Origin of the sequence: Pseudomonas floridensis (genome assembly GCF_002087235.1) — a bacterium.
Taxonomy (GTDB): domain Bacteria; phylum Pseudomonadota; class Gammaproteobacteria; order Pseudomonadales; family Pseudomonadaceae; genus Aquipseudomonas; species Aquipseudomonas floridensis.
On the sequence record NZ_MUIO01000052.1, the window covers coordinates 1 to 14,547 of the forward strand.

A 14,547-nucleotide genomic window follows, 5' to 3' on the forward strand; every position below is an offset into this window, starting at 1 on the left:
CCTGTTCGACCACGGCAGGCCTTGTCGCCTCGCTCGTCATCTAAGGGAATAGAACGTCCATGCCTCCTCGCGCCCTGACTACGCTCGTGCTGATTTCCGCTGTGCAACTGGCAGGCTGTTCTGCCTTTCGCAGCTACGACAACGAGTTGAAAGAAACCAATCAGCAACTGGCCAGCGGCAATGTCGACGCGGCGATCGGCAACCTCGAAAAGAACAACACGGGCGAAGACAAGGACCTTCTCTACTACTTCGAGAAAGGCGAGTTGCTGCGGGCGAAAGGTGATTTCGCCGGCAGCCAGACAGCCTGGCGCGCGGCTGATCAAGTGGTCCTCAAGTGGGAAGAATCGGTCCGGCTCGATACCGACAAATACCTGGCCCAGTTCGGCAGCTTCCTGATCAACGACAAGGTGCGTCGCTACGAAGGCTATGACTATGAAAAAGTCATGCTGACCACCCAGATGGCGCTCAACCAGTTGGCGCGCAATGATTTCGATGGTGCCCGCACCGAAATCAAAAAGACCCACGAGCGCGAAGCCGTGATCGCCGAGCTGCGTGACAAGGAATACCTCAAGAGCGAACAGGAAGCCGAAAACCGGGGCGTGAAGACCGAGTTCAAGGACCTGCGCGGTTACCCGGTCGCCTCACTGAACGCACCGGAAGTGGTCAGCCTGAAAAACAGCTACCAGAGTGCGTTCAGCCATTACCTGTCCGGTTTCGTCTACGAAGCCCTCGGCGAAAAAGGCCTCGCAGCACCCGGCTATCGCAAGGCTGCCGAACTGCGCCCCAATACGCCGCTGCTGGAGCAGGCCCTCAAAGACCTCGACGCCGCCGCCAGCAAAGACGGCAACAGTGACGTGCTGATCGTTGTGCAAAGCGGCTTCGCCCCGGCTCGCGATTCGGTGAGCATTCCGTTGCCGCTGCCCATCAGCGGCAATCTGGTCATCACGCCGCTGTCGTTCCCCGTCATCAGACCCGACACCACGACACCGTCCTTCAACCAGATCACCCTGGACGGGAAACCGCTGAACCTGACCTTGCTCAACAGCACCACTGACATGTCCCGCCGCGCACTGCGTGATGACATGCCCGGCATCATCCTGCGCACCACCGTGCGAGCCATTACCCAAGGCGTTGCCCAGAAGCAGATCAATGACACCAACCCGCTGGCCGGGCTGGCCGTCGGTATCGCTTCGGCCATCACTGAAGGCGCGGACACCCGCACGTGGCGTACGTTGCCCGACAACACACTGGTGGCGCGCCTGCGCCTGACGCACGGTGAACACCAGGTCATTCTGCCCAACGCGCTGGGCGGCTCGCATGTACGGGTCAATGTCGATCAGCGCTATCAGGTGATCCCGTTGCGGGCGCTGGGCAGCCAGGTCTATGCGGGCAGTCTGGCCGCTCAGGTCATGCCGTCGAACGTGCCGCAAGCCCTCGCCACCGCCAAACAACCTTGATCGGAGATAGTCCATGCGCATGAAGATTCTCGGCGCGCTGACCCTGGCCGTGTTGGCCGGCTGCGCAACGCCACCACCGCCCGCTCCGGGCAGCGCCGCCAGCAAAGTGGTGGCGATGGGTGACATCAAACACATCGAAGTCGGGGCCATGCGCGTAGCGCGTGAAAACGGTTTTCTGACCGTCAAGGCGCAATTGACCAACACCAGCAGCCGCAACCGAATGATGTACTACCGCTTTGCCTGGCTGGGCAATGACGGCTTCCCTGTCGGCGATGAAGAAAGCTGGAAAAGCATGACGCTGTATGGCTCACAGAGCACCGTGCTGCAAGCCATCGCGCCGGTTCCTCGCGCCACTGATTTCCGTATCGAAATCAACACGCCTTGATCGGCCCACTCTTTCGTCCAGTTCTGGAGAACCTCCCTATGTTTACCCGCTTCTGCTCTATCGCCGCCGTCGCTCTGCTGGTCACCGGCTGTGCCAATAATTCACCGGGGCTTGGCAGCAAGAACATCAGCTACGGCGACACCAAGGCTGTCGAGACGATCACCAATGAGTTCGGCTCCACCGACCTGCAGATGATCGCCGAAAGCATGACCCGCTCCCTCGCGCAGTCCGGCGTTCTGCAAGGTCGTCCGGTGGTTCAGGTCTACGATGTGAAGAACAAGACCAGCGAGTACATCGATACCCGCGAGATCACCACCTCCATCAAGACTCAACTGATGAAAAGCGGCACCGCCCGTTTCGCCAGCGATGACAACCAGATGCAGAATCAGGTCGATCAGCTCAAGCTGCAGAACCAGAGCGGCCTGTACAAGAAGAACACCATCGCCAAGACCGGCAACATGATCGCCGCCCAATACCGTCTGGAAGGTTCAATCAGCTCTATCATCAAGCGCAGCAGCGACTACAAGGACGTCTTTTACAAATTCAGCCTGCAACTGGTCGACGTCGAAAGCGGTCTGGCCGAGTGGATGGACGAGAAAGAAATTCGCAAAACCACGGAGCGTTAACAGATGCGCGCATGGATCGGCATTATCGGCATGGTCTGCGCCTTCGGAGCGCACGCCGCGCCGAAGATCGCAGTGACAGACATGGCCTTTCAGGAGCGTGTGGAGCAGTACATCCACACCGTTTCGTCTCGCAGTAACATGCAGGCCAACTACTACAGCGCCAGCGGATCGTCGAGCTATGACGAGTACGAGTCGCGCACCAGCTATATCGAGCAGAGCGAACTGCGCAAGTTCAGCGGCGACATCAAGGGCGAGATCATCAAGTCCGGGATGTTCCAACTGGTGCAGGCCACGCCCTACACCGCCAGTGCCAAGGAAGACGTCTACGACGTCATCAAGCGCATCAAGAATGGCAACTTCAAGGGCGCGGACTATGTGCTGTTCGGCACCCTGTCGGACATCGACTTCCAGCAGGACGTCGGCGATATCGCCAACACCAATGCCTATTCGGCCACGCTGGGGCTGACCCTGGTCGCCGACTTCAGCCTGATCGACACGCGCACTTACGAAATCACCTCGGCCTTCACTGCAATGGGTGAGGGCCAGGACACCAAGCTGGTGAACAGCCGCGATATCAAAGTTTCGCTGAACCGACCTCGGGTGGTCCGCGACGTATCGAAATCGATCGGTGAAGACGTGGCGCGTCAGTTGCGTGAACAGTTGCGGGGCGAAGTGGAATACACCGGACAACACTCGCCACAGAACAGTCTGCCACGGGACGAAGCCCCGAAAATCCTGCGCTGAGTGCAGGTTTCAGGGCTTGGGAAGGGGTTGATCAGGCGCGATGCAGGGTCGCGATGAAACCGGCAGCCCCGACGAACAGACTGGCAAAGGTCCGGTTCAGACGACGCTGCTGGCGTGGCGTCTTCAAGGTACGCAGAATTTTCGACGCCAGTCCGGTGTAGCCCGCCATTACGATCAGGTCCACCACGACCATGGTCGCCGCAATGATCACGTATTGCATCAGCATCGGCGCTGCCGGATCGACGAACTGAGGCAGGATCGCCAGCATGAACACCATCGCCTTGGGGTTGCTGATATTGACCAGAAAACCCCGCAGCGCCAGTTCCATCGGAGTGCCTGCGGGACGGTCCGCCGACTCATCGGAAAGGTCCATCGGCAGCGCCCGCCACTGCTTGACGCCCAGATAGATCAGATACGCCACGCCAAACCACTTGATCAGGGTGAACGCCAGTTCGGAAGCCGCAAGCACGGCGCCCAGTCCGGCCGCGACAATCGCGATCTGCGTGACCAGCGCCACTTGCAGCCCCAGCGCATTCCAGTAGCCGCGCAGAAAACCGAAGCGCAGGCCGCAGGACATCGAGGCAATTGCGCCTGCGCCCGGAGAAAGACTGATAATCCAGCAAGCGGCAAAAAAGCCCAGCCACGTTTCAAATGTCATCACACACCTCAAGCGCCATCGAATGCTCGCTAAATTAGTGGGTAATCCGTCGCGTGACTAATGATTTCTAATCCTGCTCGTCGTGCGGGGCAGAAACCGTGGTTTGAGGATACAGTTCGCTGCCACGCCAGCGGCGTACCGACTTCTGGAAGAACTGGCTGTTGGGCACCTGCACCAGTGCGCCACCTGCTTCCGGAGTCTCGATCAGCGTGGTGAACATCAGATTGATCGCGACCACTCGACCCTTCACGCCGGGCTTGTCGAGGGTATCGACCAGCTCGACCAGGTCACCGATGCGAAACGGCCCGATGGTAAAGATCAGAATCGCGCAGAGCAGGTTGGACAGCACACTCCACATGGCGAAGAACGCCACGGCGGCAACGGCCACGAAACCGGACAAGGCTGTCCACAAGACGGTTGCCGACACACCGAGCCGGCCCAGCACGAAGACGAACGCACTGCCCATGATCAGCCAGCGCAAACCACCGCGGACCGGAACCAACAGCTCCGGTGGCAACGGATAACGTTCGCCCAGACCGGTCAGAAAACGTCCGACCACCCGCTGCAACACATAGCCGGCCAACAGGATCAGCAGGATCTGCACGCCCAGCAGAATCGGCTCGATCCAGTACGCCGAAACCGGCAAACCCAACACTTCCATCAACCTCTGACCTCACTCACGACAAGGCTTCCAGTTCTGCCTGCATCGACTCCAGCAATTCCAGCGCCTGCATCCAGGCATCTTCCAGCTCGGATTCGCGCACCTTCAGTTTCGCCTGTTCGGCCAACAGGTCGCGCAGCTTGTCCTTGTTGGCGGCGTCATAGTTGGTGCTGTCGGCCAGGGCTTCTTCAACTTTGGCGAGCTTTTCATGCAGCGTGCCCAGATCACGCTCCAGTTTGTCGGCCTCACGCTTGTGCGGGGCCAGTTGCTGACGCAACGCAGCTGCCTGCTGACGCTGGGCCTTCTTGTCAGTCTTGTCGGCATTGACCGGCGTATTGTTGACCGGCGCGTTACGCAGTCGATAGTCCGCCAGCCACCGCGTGTAATCGTCCAGATCGCCGTCGAACTCCTGAACGCGGCCGTCAGCCACCAGCAGGAAGTCGTCGGTCGTGCTCTTGAGCAAGTGCCGGTCGTGAGACACCACCAGCACCGCGCCACCGAATTCCTGCAGAGCCATGGTCAGGGCCAGGCGCATTTCCAGATCGAGGTGGTTGGTAGGTTCGTCGAGCAGCAACAGGTTGGGCTTTTCCCAAGCGATCAGGGCCAGCGCCAGACGCGCTTTCTCACCACCGGAAAAATTCAGCACCGGCTCGTCGAGACGTGCACCACGGAAGTCGAAACCGCCGAGAAAATCTCGCAGCGTCTGCTCGCGCTCGGTCGGTGCAAGGCGTTGCAAGTGCAGCAGCGGCGTGGCCTTGGCGTCCAGCGAGTCGAGTTGATGCTGGGCGAAGTAGCCCACGGTCAGGTTCTCGCCGCGCACCAGGCGCCCGCTTTGGGGTTCGAGCTCGCCAGCCAGATTCTTGATCAGCGTCGACTTGCCTGCGCCGTTGGGCCCCAACAGGCCGATACGCGCACCCGGCGTCAGTTGCAGTTTGACCTTCTCCAGGATGGTCTTGTCGCCATAGCCCAGACGCGCTTCGGACAAGTCCAGCAACGGGCTGGAAATTTTGTCGGACTCGCGGAAAACGAAGTTGAAGGGCGAGTCCACGTGCGCGGCGGACAGCTCTTCCATGCGCTCCAACGCCTTGATCCGGCTCTGAGCCTGGCGGGCCTTGGTGGCCTGGGCCTTAAAGCGCGCAATGTATTTTTCCATGTGCGCACGCTGCGCCTGCTGCTTCTCATACGCCTGTTGCTGCTGGGCGAGACGCTCGGCACGAGCACGCTCGAACGCGCTGTAGCCGCCGCGATACAGCGTGATCTTGCGTTGTTCGACATGGGCGATGTGATCGACCACGGCATCGAGAAAATCACGGTCGTGGGAAATCAGCAGCAGCGTGCCCGGATAGCTTTTCAGCCAGTCTTCGAGCCACAGGATCGCATCGAGGTCCAGGTGGTTGGTCGGTTCATCAAGCAGCAACAGGTCCGATGGACACATCAGGGCCTGAGCCAGGTTCAGGCGCATGCGCCAGCCACCGGAGAAGCTGCCAACCTGGCGCTCCATCTGCTCGTTGGTGAAGCCAAGACCTGCCAACAGCTTGCGGGCACGCGCGTCGGCGGTGTAACCGTCGGCACTGTCGAGCTCCGAATGCAGGCGAGCCTGAGCGGCACCATCCTGCGCCGTTTCGGCTTCCGTCAGCAGACGCTGAACCTCGCGCAGACGGATGTCACCGTCGAGCACATAGTCCACGGCCAGGCGCTCGAGCGTATCGACCTCCTGACGCATGTGAGCGATGCGCCAGTCCGCGGGCAACAGACAGTCACCGGCATCAGGCGTAAGCTCGCCGCGCAATAACGCGAACAGGCTGGATTTTCCGGCGCCGTTGGCACCGATCAGACCGGCTTTATGGCCGGCGTGCAGGGTCAGCTCGGCGTCTTCTAGCAGACGTTGCGGACCACGCTGTAAGGTAAGGCTTTGAAGTCGAATCATAATGGCGGCGGAGTCTACCAGCTTCGTCCCGAACAGGTAGATCACTATGCCTACAGACCTTTGGAGTTTCACCCTGGATTTTTACGCCCGGCCGGGTGTGGAACAGGCCTGTCTTGCGCTGCAAACCAACGGGGCCAACGTGTGCATGGTGCTGTGCGGGGTCTGGCTGGGGGGACGCGGGGTCAAGCGCACTGCGCAACGCCTGTCTGAAATCGGAAAGTTGGCGACGCCCTGGCATGATGAAGTGATCAGGCCGCTACGCCAATTGCGCACTCAGTGGCGAGCGGCAGCGCAAAACGACCCTGCATTGAGCGGCGTGCGGACGAAGGTAAAAGCGCTGGAACTGGAGGCTGAGCAAACGCTGCTCAACCGGCTCGACGTCCTTACCGGGCATTGGCCCGCCACGCAAATCCGAACTATCGAGGCGTGGCTGAGCGGAGTCGTGGACAGCACGGACAAAAAAAACCGCGATGCGCTGCAGGTGCTGCGCATCGCGGCTGATGTCACCGACGCTTAGGAGGCGCTGCCAGGCGTTATGCCATTGGCGGGAGTCGGCGTGGTCGAGGTTGTAGCGGCCGCAGGTGCAGACACTGGCTTGGCGGCAGCCTGTGTGGATGGCGTTGCTGGCTTGGCCGCTGCTGGCTTGGCAGCCGATTTGGCAGCAACTGGCTTGGCAGCCGCTTTCACAGGAGCCTTGGCCGGAGCTTTTACAGCGGGTTTGGCAGCAGTTGGTGCCTTGGTTGCAGCTGCTTTGGTCACAGGCGCTTTGGTTGCCGCTGGCTTGGCAGCAGCAGGTTTGGCGGCAGCGGTTTTCGCAGCGACCGGTTTAGCTGTGGCAGATGCTTTGGCAACTGGCTTGGCCGCAGCCTTCGCAGGCGCTTTGACGGCTGCGGGTTTGGCAGCGGCTTTGGCAACCGGTTTCGCAACCGCTTTGACCGGTGCCTTGGCCACAGCAGGTTTGGCAGCAGGCGCTTTCGCGGCGGTTTTAGGCGCAGGCTTGGCGGCTGCGGCAGGTTTGGCATCACGGGTGGTCAGGATCTTGCCCACCGCTTCCTTGACGCGGCCAATGCCTTGGGCAAGCTTCAGGCTTTCCTGAGCATCGCGCTTGAGGTGCTGAATGTAGGTGCGGGTTTCAGTCTGACGGTCCTTGAGTGCATCCAGCAATTCTTCCAGTTCAGACACGGCGCTCTTGGCCTTGGTCTGCGCCTTGGCCTTACCGGCCGTGGCGGCATCCTGCAATTTGGTACGGGACTTGTGCAGTTTTTCCTGCGCCTTGCCACGTTGTTTTTCCAGCTTGGCGAGCAGTTTCTCGGCATCAGCCAAAGCTTGGGAACAGGCGTCTTCCAGATGTTCGAGCAAGCTGCCCGACAGTTGTTGGAGCAAATGCAACGGAGTATTTACTGGCTTCTTTTTGGCCGACATGACTTACCTCCTGGCTGACGAAATTGCGGCTCATACTAGACTTCTGCTCGCACCGCCGCTAGCGCATCTTGACACCTCGAACAGCGCCCTGTTGCATGCTGAAAAAAATGATTATCCGGCCTGTTTCCAGGCCTTCACGAAATTCACCTTGCAAGACCCGTCACCACAGGCGCTTGCACTGGCATAATCGCTGACTTCCCAGGCCGGAGAGCATCCATGTCGCGCTATCTGTTAACGTCGTTGTTTCTCTTGCTACCGCTGGCTCAGGCCACTGAAACCCCTCCCGCGACCGACTCCCACGATCTGGCCTACAGCCTGGGCGCAAGCCTTGGCGAGCGTTTGCATCAGGAGGTACCGGACCTTGATCTGAAGGCGCTGGTCGATGGGCTCAAGCAGGCCTATCAAGGTAAGCCTCTGGCGCTCAAGCAAGAACGCATTGACCAGATTCTGCGTGAACACGATGCTGCAATGGCGCAGGCCGAGACCACGGGAACGGATGCACCGACCGAGGCTGCGCTGAGCGCCGAGAAGCGCTTCATGGAAAGCGAGAAGGCCAAACCGGGCGTGAAGGTGCTGGCCGACGGCATCCTGATGACTGAACTGACCCCCGGCACCGGGCCCAAACCGGACGTTAATGGCCGGGTCGAGGTTCGGTACGTGGGTCGGCTGCCGGACGGCACTATCTTCGACCAAAGCACGCAGCCACAGTGGTTCCGACTGGACAGTGTCATCAGTGGCTGGACCAGTGCATTGCAAGGAATGCCGACTGGAGCGAAGTGGAGGCTGGTGATTCCTTCGGATCAGGCGTATGGCGCAGAAGGCGCAGGCGACCTGATCGATCCGTTCACGCCGCTGGTATTTGAAATCGAACTCATCGCCGTATCGCAATAACCAAACGCCAAAAACGCAAAAGGGTGCAACAGCACCCTTGGCAACGACAGATCCCGACTGCGTCAGGAAGTGATCAGGCCTGAGCGGCGACCTCTTCCTTGTGGGAGTTGTGAAGCACTTCAATCAGGCAGTCTTCCAGTTCGAAGCGCTCATGCAGCAAGCATCCCAACTGGTTGAACTCCTTGGCCACGACCGTGCAGTCCGAGCAATCACCCTTGTCGCAGCGGTCATTGAAGGCCAATGCAAACTTGGTGATCACATCCAGACGTGGGTAGATGGTGTCAGCCAGTTCAAGTCCGCGCTCGTCGTTGAACGCCCTGGCTTCATCGCCAAGCTGTTCGTAGACCTCGAAGTGCCCGGCCGATACGTAATCGACCAGAATTTCGCAAAAATTCTGCAGTGCCGCACGATCAGCCGCGAGCGCTTCAGGCGTATCGCCCAACGCATCGTAGGACTTGATTAGCTCGTGGCGGTCCTGTAACCAGCGATCAATCAGCAGATTGACACCACCCCAGCGTTCCTGAGCATTCTGACAACTTTCCAGCATGATGTTCTCTCTTCCCTTCAGGGCATGCGGTCCTGTGCCGGCCTTAATGGTCGTTAAGGGCCTGGCCTCATGAAAGCGTCAGGACAGCATACTTCCAGTGACGCGTGCGGCCCAGATTATGCCCGCTCGAACAGGGCATCAAGGTACGCAGGAGATAAAGTTCATACAAGCGTTTAATACTCGGTCCGACCTTCGGCAGATATCCACAGGCTCAGCTCGCTGAGAAGCGGATACAAGGGCAGCAGCGCCAGTCCGACGAACGCCAGCAGACTCCACTCGGGAAGGCTGAGGCCGAACAGCGACCAGGTCACCTGCGCACAGAACGCGGCGTGGCCTCGCAAGCCGTCATTCAAGTGGGCCATCGAAACGCTGTCGAATGCGCGCTCCAGTGAGGCAATCAGGGGAATCAGCTCTTCGGTGGATGCAGTCTGCAGCCATACCTGTGTGCCGGCCAGCCCGGCGCCGACAAGGGCGATCAGCAGCAAGGCCACGCAATAGCGGATCCAGCCTGCCGCACCGGGCGAGTGACAAGCCGCCGCCAGCGTCAGTACGCCGCAACTGACCATCGCGGCGCGCTGAAACAGGCAAAGCAGGCAGGGCTCAAGCCCGACGGAATGCTGAAGGTAAAGAACCGCGGCAATGATCAGTGCGCATGTCAGGAATGCCAGGAAGAACAACGAACGCGTACGAGCCAGATGCATGGCAAATCCGTAACAAAAGACGAGGCGTTAACGGTAGAGGAAAGGGCCAGCCGCTTTCAAGGCAACGCCGTACAGATACGTCGCTGCAAAATGGGGAAACAACACACGTAATGGTGGGGCTTCCGGACAGCTCGGCGTAGGAATATTCCTGCACACAACAAACAGGCTTTAATCATTGCCTTTCAGGTGACAGGAGCCCTGCAAGCAAGGCTCCTGCGTTCTGTTTCAGATGCTGGTCAGTGCCGGCAATGGACGCGTGAGAATGCGTTCGTCGAGCAGCCCCAAACCTTCCTGAAACAGCTGATTACTGCGATCCGTTTCACCCAGTTGCGCCAATAGCCGCGCCAGCTCGGCGCAGGTTTCCGGATTGCGCTCCAGACGCAGGCTGCTTTCCAGATAATCACGCGCCTTGCCCCAGAGCCGACTTTGCAGACAGATGCGGCCCAGGCTCAACAGAAGGCTGGGATCACCCGGATGATGCTTGAGCCAGCCCTCGGCCGTTTGCAACTGCTTCGCCGGATCGCTGCCGCGCACCAGACCGTACAGGCGCGCCAAATGGCTGTTGTACTCGCGCTTGAGCGCCGAGCGCAGCACCTCTTCGGCCTGCGCATCGGCATCCAGACGACGCAGTTGATCGGCATAAGCCAGCACCAATTGAGGCTCCTGACGTTGCGCTGAAGAAAGCCCCTGCCAGGCCTTTTCCAGCGACGGCAGGCCGGTCAGTGCGCCTTCGCCTTCCTCTCGGTATGCCGCCAGCGTGAGGTTTTCGCCCCAGGCGCGGCGCTCCAGCTCAGCGAGTTCCTTGGGCGGCAGCACCTTGTCCTTTCGCAGCTCGGGCATCAGACGAATCAGCGCCGACCAGTCGCCGCGCTGTTGATACAGTCGCTGCAACTGACGCAACACCTGAGGATTGTGAGGGTGGCGCTCGTGCATCGCCTGCAAGGTGGTGAGTGCACCGTCAGTGTCGCCACGATCCTGCTGCAATTGCGCGTGATTCAACGCAATCGCCAGCTCGGCTTGGGGCTGACGAGTCAGGGCGCGCTCCAGCAGGCTGTCGCAATCTTCGTAACGGCCTTGCTCGTTGGCAGCGCGTGCAGCGCCAATGTAGTAGAGAAGCGGATGAGCATCGGCTTCGGCCGCTCGATGCAAATGGCGTTGCGCGCTGGACCAGCGACCTTCGGCAAGGTCCATCTGGCCCTGCTCGATCGCAATCTGGACGCGACGACGACGGTTGCGACGCGACCATGGATTGACGACGCCACCTGACGTGGTCAACAGCCTGATGACCAGACGGATCAGCAGAATCACCAGCAGGACGACGATCAGCAGTGCCAGTGTCGCCCACAGGCTCGATTCGTAGCGAAAGTTCTGGTACGCGATCAGCACGTACCCGGAATGCTCGGCAACCGCGACACCGATCAGCGCCGCAGCGGCGATGGCAATGAACAGCAGCACATAAAATCGCTTCATGGGCTGGTCCCTCGCAACGCTTCGGCAGGCTGACTCGACGCGTGACGGCGTTCGAGGTAGGCCTGCACGGCACTCAAGCTCTGTGCGAGATCAGGCGTCTTGACCGAAACCGGTCGTGCCGCCGCCGCGTCGAGGCCGTTGCCAAGCACCTTGCTTTGCGGATCATCCTGGCTGAAGTTGGCTTGCAGCACGCTTTTGGCTTCGGCCAGCGCCTTTGAATACACCTCAGGCTCGCCGTTGAGTGCAGCCCACTGTGCCTGCTCCAGCGCAAGGCTCAGGGCCAGGCGGACCTGCGACAGGCTCTGACCCGCCAATACCGGGCGGATGTCCTTGTCGGCATTGAAGTCGACACGGAAATAATGCGAAATCTGGTCCCACCAGCGCGACCACTGACTGTCCTCGGCCTTGTCGGTGCTCAGACCTGGCAGCGTATCGCCCTTGTCTTCGTACTCGGGCGCCAGTTTGTTGAGCTGCACGGCTTGATCACGCAACGCGGCCAGTTGCAGGAACAGCCCGGTGCGATCCGGCTGCTCGACACTGCGCAGCGCGCCCAGGCTCTTGGCCAGTTGTTCGCGTGCGGCAAACGAGCCCGGATCGTCCTGCTCACGCAGAATCTCGTCGGCACCCTGCACCAGCGCCTCGGCACTGTTGATGTCCTGCAACGCCGAAAGACGCAGGCTGGCCAGACGCAGCAAATGCTCGGCCTCGGCCAGACGCCAGTCCTTGCGACTGGCACCCAGGACCGTTTCAAGGCGCTGGCTCAGACGTTGCTGGTCGCCCTGCAACTGCGCCACCAGACGGCGGCTGTCTTCCAGTTGATCGGCAGGCGGAAACTGAGCCAGTCGGGCGTTGAGTTGCTGATCGCTCTGAGCAAGCGCCAGGGTCTGCACGGCAATGTCTTCAACCTGACCGCGCTGCTGCTGATGCCCGGCCTGCAACATGCGCAATTGCCAGACACCCCAACCAGCGACGGCGACGCCCGCAAGTCCCAACAGCAATGCCAGGATCACCAGCCCGCCGTTGCGGTTGCCTGAGCGCTCGGGGCGCACAGGATCAGGCTTGGATGCCGGTGTTTTCACTACCGATTCTTCGTCTTTAGGCAAGGCTGTTTCGCTCACGTATCCCATCCTTTGCATGTTGGCGTAATAGCGTAAACGACAAAGAGTCGATCAATACGCCTTGACGGCAGGCTGAGGCTGATCCCGCAACGCTGCCAGCAGTGCCCCGGCGCTGGCGCCGTGGCAATCAATAACAGTCAGAGCCCCTGCTGCGCGAGCTATCTCGGCAACCCGGGGACTGGGTACAAACAACGGCAAACCGGCCAGATCCGGCCAGCGATCACCTGCCAGCCTGAGCAGATGTTCAAAACCCTGCCCACTGCTGACCACCAGCCCGTTCAAGCGTTCCAACTCCACACGCTGTGGCAGCACCGCGGCCGGGTACTGTGGCAGATAACGCCGGTACAGCGGCAGGTAATCGACAGTGACACCCTGCTCGCGCAGACGCTCGGCCAGCAACTCGCGACCTTCGTCGCCACGCATGATCAGCACCCGGCTTCCCGGTACGGCAATCGCGGCCTGCAACTTCGGCAAGTCGAGCAGGGCTTCGCTGTCGTCGCCCTGCTCGGGCCAACTGACATCCAGACCGTAGTCGATCAGTATCTGCCCGGTGGCCGCGCCCACACTGAACCATGGCTGAATGGGCGGCTGTGGCCAGACTTCGTCAACCAGTTCGACAGCCAGGCGCGCCGCCGGTTTGCTGACCACAATCACCGCGCAGTAGTTGAGCAATTCGAAAATGATCGCCCGCTGGGCAGGCGTCAACGCCAGCGGTTCGGTTTCGAGCAAGGGCAGGCTGCTGCTGAAGATACCCGCGTCGGCCAGCACCTTGGCCAGCGCTGCCGATTCCTCGGCGGGGCGGGTCAGCAGCAGACGCCAAGTGCTCATTCCTCGGCCGCCTCACCATAGACGGCTTTGAGGATCTTCGCTGCACCCTGGGTCAGCAGCGCCTCGGCAACCTCGACGCCCAGCGCCTGGGCAGCGGTCTGAGGAGCCCGCGCTTCGGCGCGCAGCAGCAGACTGCCGGACGGATCGCCCACCAGACCGCGTAACCAGACCTGATCGCCTTCAAGCACGGCGTAGCAGGCGATCGGTACCTGGCAGCCACCGTTGAGGTGCTTGTTCAGCGAACGCTCGGCGATCACTCGCACCGCGGTGTCTTCGTGATGCAAGGGCGCAAGCAAGGCATGGATTTCCGCGTCTACGCTGCGGCACTCGATGCCGACGGCCCCCTGGCCTCCCGCGGGAAGGCTGTCATCGACGCTGATCGCGCAGGTGATACGCGCTTCAAAGCCCAGACGGATCAGGCCCGCTGCGGCCAGAATGATCGCGTCATACTCCCCCGCGTCCAGCTTGGCCAGGCGGGTATTGACGTTGCCGCGAAGAAAATGAATCGTCAGGTCGGGACGACGCGCCAGCAACTGGGCCTGCCGACGCAGGCTGGACGTACCGACCACACTACCAGCCGGCAAAGCTTCAAGACTGGAAAAGGTGTTGGACACGAATGCATCGCGTGGGTCTTCCCGCTCGCAGATGCAGAACAGACCCAGCCCTTGCGGAAAATCCATCGGCACGTCTTTCATCGAATGGACGGCGATGTCGGCGCGGTCTTCCAGAAGCGCTGTTTCAAGTTCTTTAACGAACAGGCCTTTGCCACCGATTTTCGACAACGGCGAGTCGAGCAGCTTGTCGCCACGACTGACCATCGGCACCAGCGTCACGATCAGGCCAGGATGAGCCTGTTCCAGGCGGGCTTTGACGTACTCGGCCTGCCAGAGGGCCAGCGCGCTCTTGCGGGTGGCGATGCGGATTTCGCGAGAAGACATTGAACGATCCGTACTGGGTAAATACGACGGATAATAACAGCTCAGCCGGATTGACTTCAGTGTTGACCGAAAAGTAACACCGGACCGAATACCCACGTCAGGCAATCAGCGCACGGCTTGATGAGTAGAACGGGCTGGTCGCAGAGAACCGGAAAACCCAAGGGTCTGGAACTT

Annotated in this window: 16 protein-coding genes; 6 read left to right on the forward strand and 10 right to left on the reverse strand. The window is 60.5% G+C overall.

Annotated elements, in window-relative coordinates; all coding sequences use genetic code 11:
- Nucleotides 1-59: 59 nt before the first annotated feature.
- The 4 genes from BZK31_RS13785 to BZK31_RS13800 are packed head-to-tail and all read left to right on the forward strand — an operon-like array spanning nucleotide 60 to nucleotide 3,212.
- On the forward strand, nucleotides 60-1,457 hold the full coding sequence (locus BZK31_RS13785) for a COG3014 family protein (protein ID WP_083183527.1): 1,398 nt from the start codon (nucleotides 60-62) through the stop codon (nucleotides 1,455-1,457).
- A gap of 13 nt (nucleotides 1,458-1,470) precedes the next feature.
- A complete protein-coding gene (locus BZK31_RS13790) occupies nucleotides 1,471-1,842 on the forward strand; it encodes a YcfL family putative periplasmic lipoprotein (RefSeq protein WP_083183528.1) in 372 nt (123 codons plus the stop codon).
- Nucleotides 1,843-1,880: 38 nt separating this feature from the next.
- Complete coding sequence (lpoB, locus tag BZK31_RS13795) at nucleotides 1,881-2,468, forward strand: penicillin-binding protein activator LpoB (protein WP_083183529.1); 588 nt, start codon at nucleotides 1,881-1,883, stop codon at nucleotides 2,466-2,468.
- Between the two features lie 3 nt (nucleotides 2,469-2,471).
- Nucleotides 2,472-3,212, forward strand: a complete 741-nt coding sequence (locus BZK31_RS13800) for a penicillin-binding protein activator LpoB (RefSeq protein ID WP_083183530.1) — start codon at nucleotides 2,472-2,474, stop codon at nucleotides 3,210-3,212.
- A gap of 31 nt (nucleotides 3,213-3,243) precedes the next feature.
- On the opposite strand, the gene BZK31_RS13805 is transcribed toward BZK31_RS13800, so the two are convergent.
- The 3 genes from BZK31_RS13805 to BZK31_RS13815 form a co-directional block, all read right to left on the reverse strand.
- Nucleotides 3,244-3,870 (reverse strand): LysE family transporter, encoded by a 627-nt coding sequence (locus BZK31_RS13805; RefSeq protein WP_083183531.1) that lies wholly within the window; start codon nucleotides 3,868-3,870, stop codon nucleotides 3,244-3,246.
- A 67-nt stretch (nucleotides 3,871-3,937) separates the two neighbouring features.
- Nucleotides 3,938-4,531, reverse strand: a complete 594-nt coding sequence (locus BZK31_RS13810; protein ID WP_083183532.1) for a mechanosensitive ion channel family protein — start codon at nucleotides 4,529-4,531, stop codon at nucleotides 3,938-3,940.
- A gap of 16 nt (nucleotides 4,532-4,547) precedes the next feature.
- Nucleotides 4,548-6,458 carry an ATP-binding cassette domain-containing protein gene (locus tag BZK31_RS13815; RefSeq protein ID WP_083183574.1) on the reverse strand — a complete coding sequence of 637 codons (1,911 nt, stop codon included), beginning with the start codon at nucleotides 6,456-6,458 and terminating at the stop codon, nucleotides 4,548-4,550.
- A gap of 46 nt (nucleotides 6,459-6,504) precedes the next feature.
- Between BZK31_RS13815 and BZK31_RS13820 the strand changes: the two genes are divergently transcribed.
- Nucleotides 6,505-6,975, forward strand: a complete 471-nt coding sequence (locus BZK31_RS13820) for a TIGR02444 family protein (RefSeq protein WP_083183533.1) — start codon at nucleotides 6,505-6,507, stop codon at nucleotides 6,973-6,975.
- Here BZK31_RS13820 and BZK31_RS13825 read toward each other — a convergent pair.
- Nucleotides 6,972-7,880 (reverse strand): AlgP family protein, encoded by a 909-nt coding sequence (locus tag BZK31_RS13825; protein ID WP_083183534.1) that lies wholly within the window; start codon nucleotides 7,878-7,880, stop codon nucleotides 6,972-6,974. The genes BZK31_RS13820 and BZK31_RS13825 overlap by 4 nt on opposite strands.
- Before the next feature lie 216 nt (nucleotides 7,881-8,096).
- Between BZK31_RS13825 and BZK31_RS13835 the strand changes: the two genes are divergently transcribed.
- Nucleotides 8,097-8,771, forward strand: coding sequence for an FKBP-type peptidyl-prolyl cis-trans isomerase (locus BZK31_RS13835; RefSeq protein ID WP_083183536.1), 675 nt, complete (start codon nucleotides 8,097-8,099; stop codon nucleotides 8,769-8,771).
- Nucleotides 8,772-8,844: 73 nt separating this feature from the next.
- Here BZK31_RS13835 and rsd read toward each other — a convergent pair whose 3' ends face one another.
- The 6 genes from rsd to hemC form a co-directional block, all read right to left on the reverse strand.
- Nucleotides 8,845-9,318 (reverse strand): sigma D regulator, encoded by a 474-nt coding sequence (rsd, locus tag BZK31_RS13840; RefSeq protein ID WP_083183537.1) that lies wholly within the window; start codon nucleotides 9,316-9,318, stop codon nucleotides 8,845-8,847.
- Nucleotides 9,319-9,491: 173 nt separating this feature from the next.
- Nucleotides 9,492-10,019 (reverse strand): disulfide bond formation protein B, encoded by a 528-nt coding sequence (locus BZK31_RS13845; protein WP_083183538.1) that lies wholly within the window; start codon nucleotides 10,017-10,019, stop codon nucleotides 9,492-9,494.
- A gap of 225 nt (nucleotides 10,020-10,244) precedes the next feature.
- The gene (locus BZK31_RS13850; protein WP_083183539.1) at nucleotides 10,245-11,489 is read right to left on the reverse strand and encodes a heme biosynthesis protein HemY; all 1,245 of its coding nucleotides are present in this window, start codon (nucleotides 11,487-11,489) and stop codon (nucleotides 10,245-10,247) included.
- Nucleotides 11,486-12,607 carry a uroporphyrinogen-III C-methyltransferase gene (locus BZK31_RS29855; protein ID WP_208617204.1) on the reverse strand — a complete coding sequence of 374 codons (1,122 nt, stop codon included), beginning with the start codon at nucleotides 12,605-12,607 and terminating at the stop codon, nucleotides 11,486-11,488. The genes BZK31_RS13850 and BZK31_RS29855 overlap by 4 nt, the downstream gene beginning before the upstream one ends.
- A gap of 51 nt (nucleotides 12,608-12,658) precedes the next feature.
- Nucleotides 12,659-13,435 (reverse strand): uroporphyrinogen-III synthase, encoded by a 777-nt coding sequence (locus tag BZK31_RS29860; protein ID WP_087881663.1) that lies wholly within the window; start codon nucleotides 13,433-13,435, stop codon nucleotides 12,659-12,661.
- Nucleotides 13,432-14,373 (reverse strand): hydroxymethylbilane synthase, encoded by a 942-nt coding sequence (gene hemC / locus BZK31_RS13860; RefSeq protein WP_083183540.1) that lies wholly within the window; start codon nucleotides 14,371-14,373, stop codon nucleotides 13,432-13,434. The genes BZK31_RS29860 and hemC overlap by 4 nt, the downstream gene beginning before the upstream one ends.
- Nucleotides 14,374-14,547 lie beyond the last annotated feature (174 nt).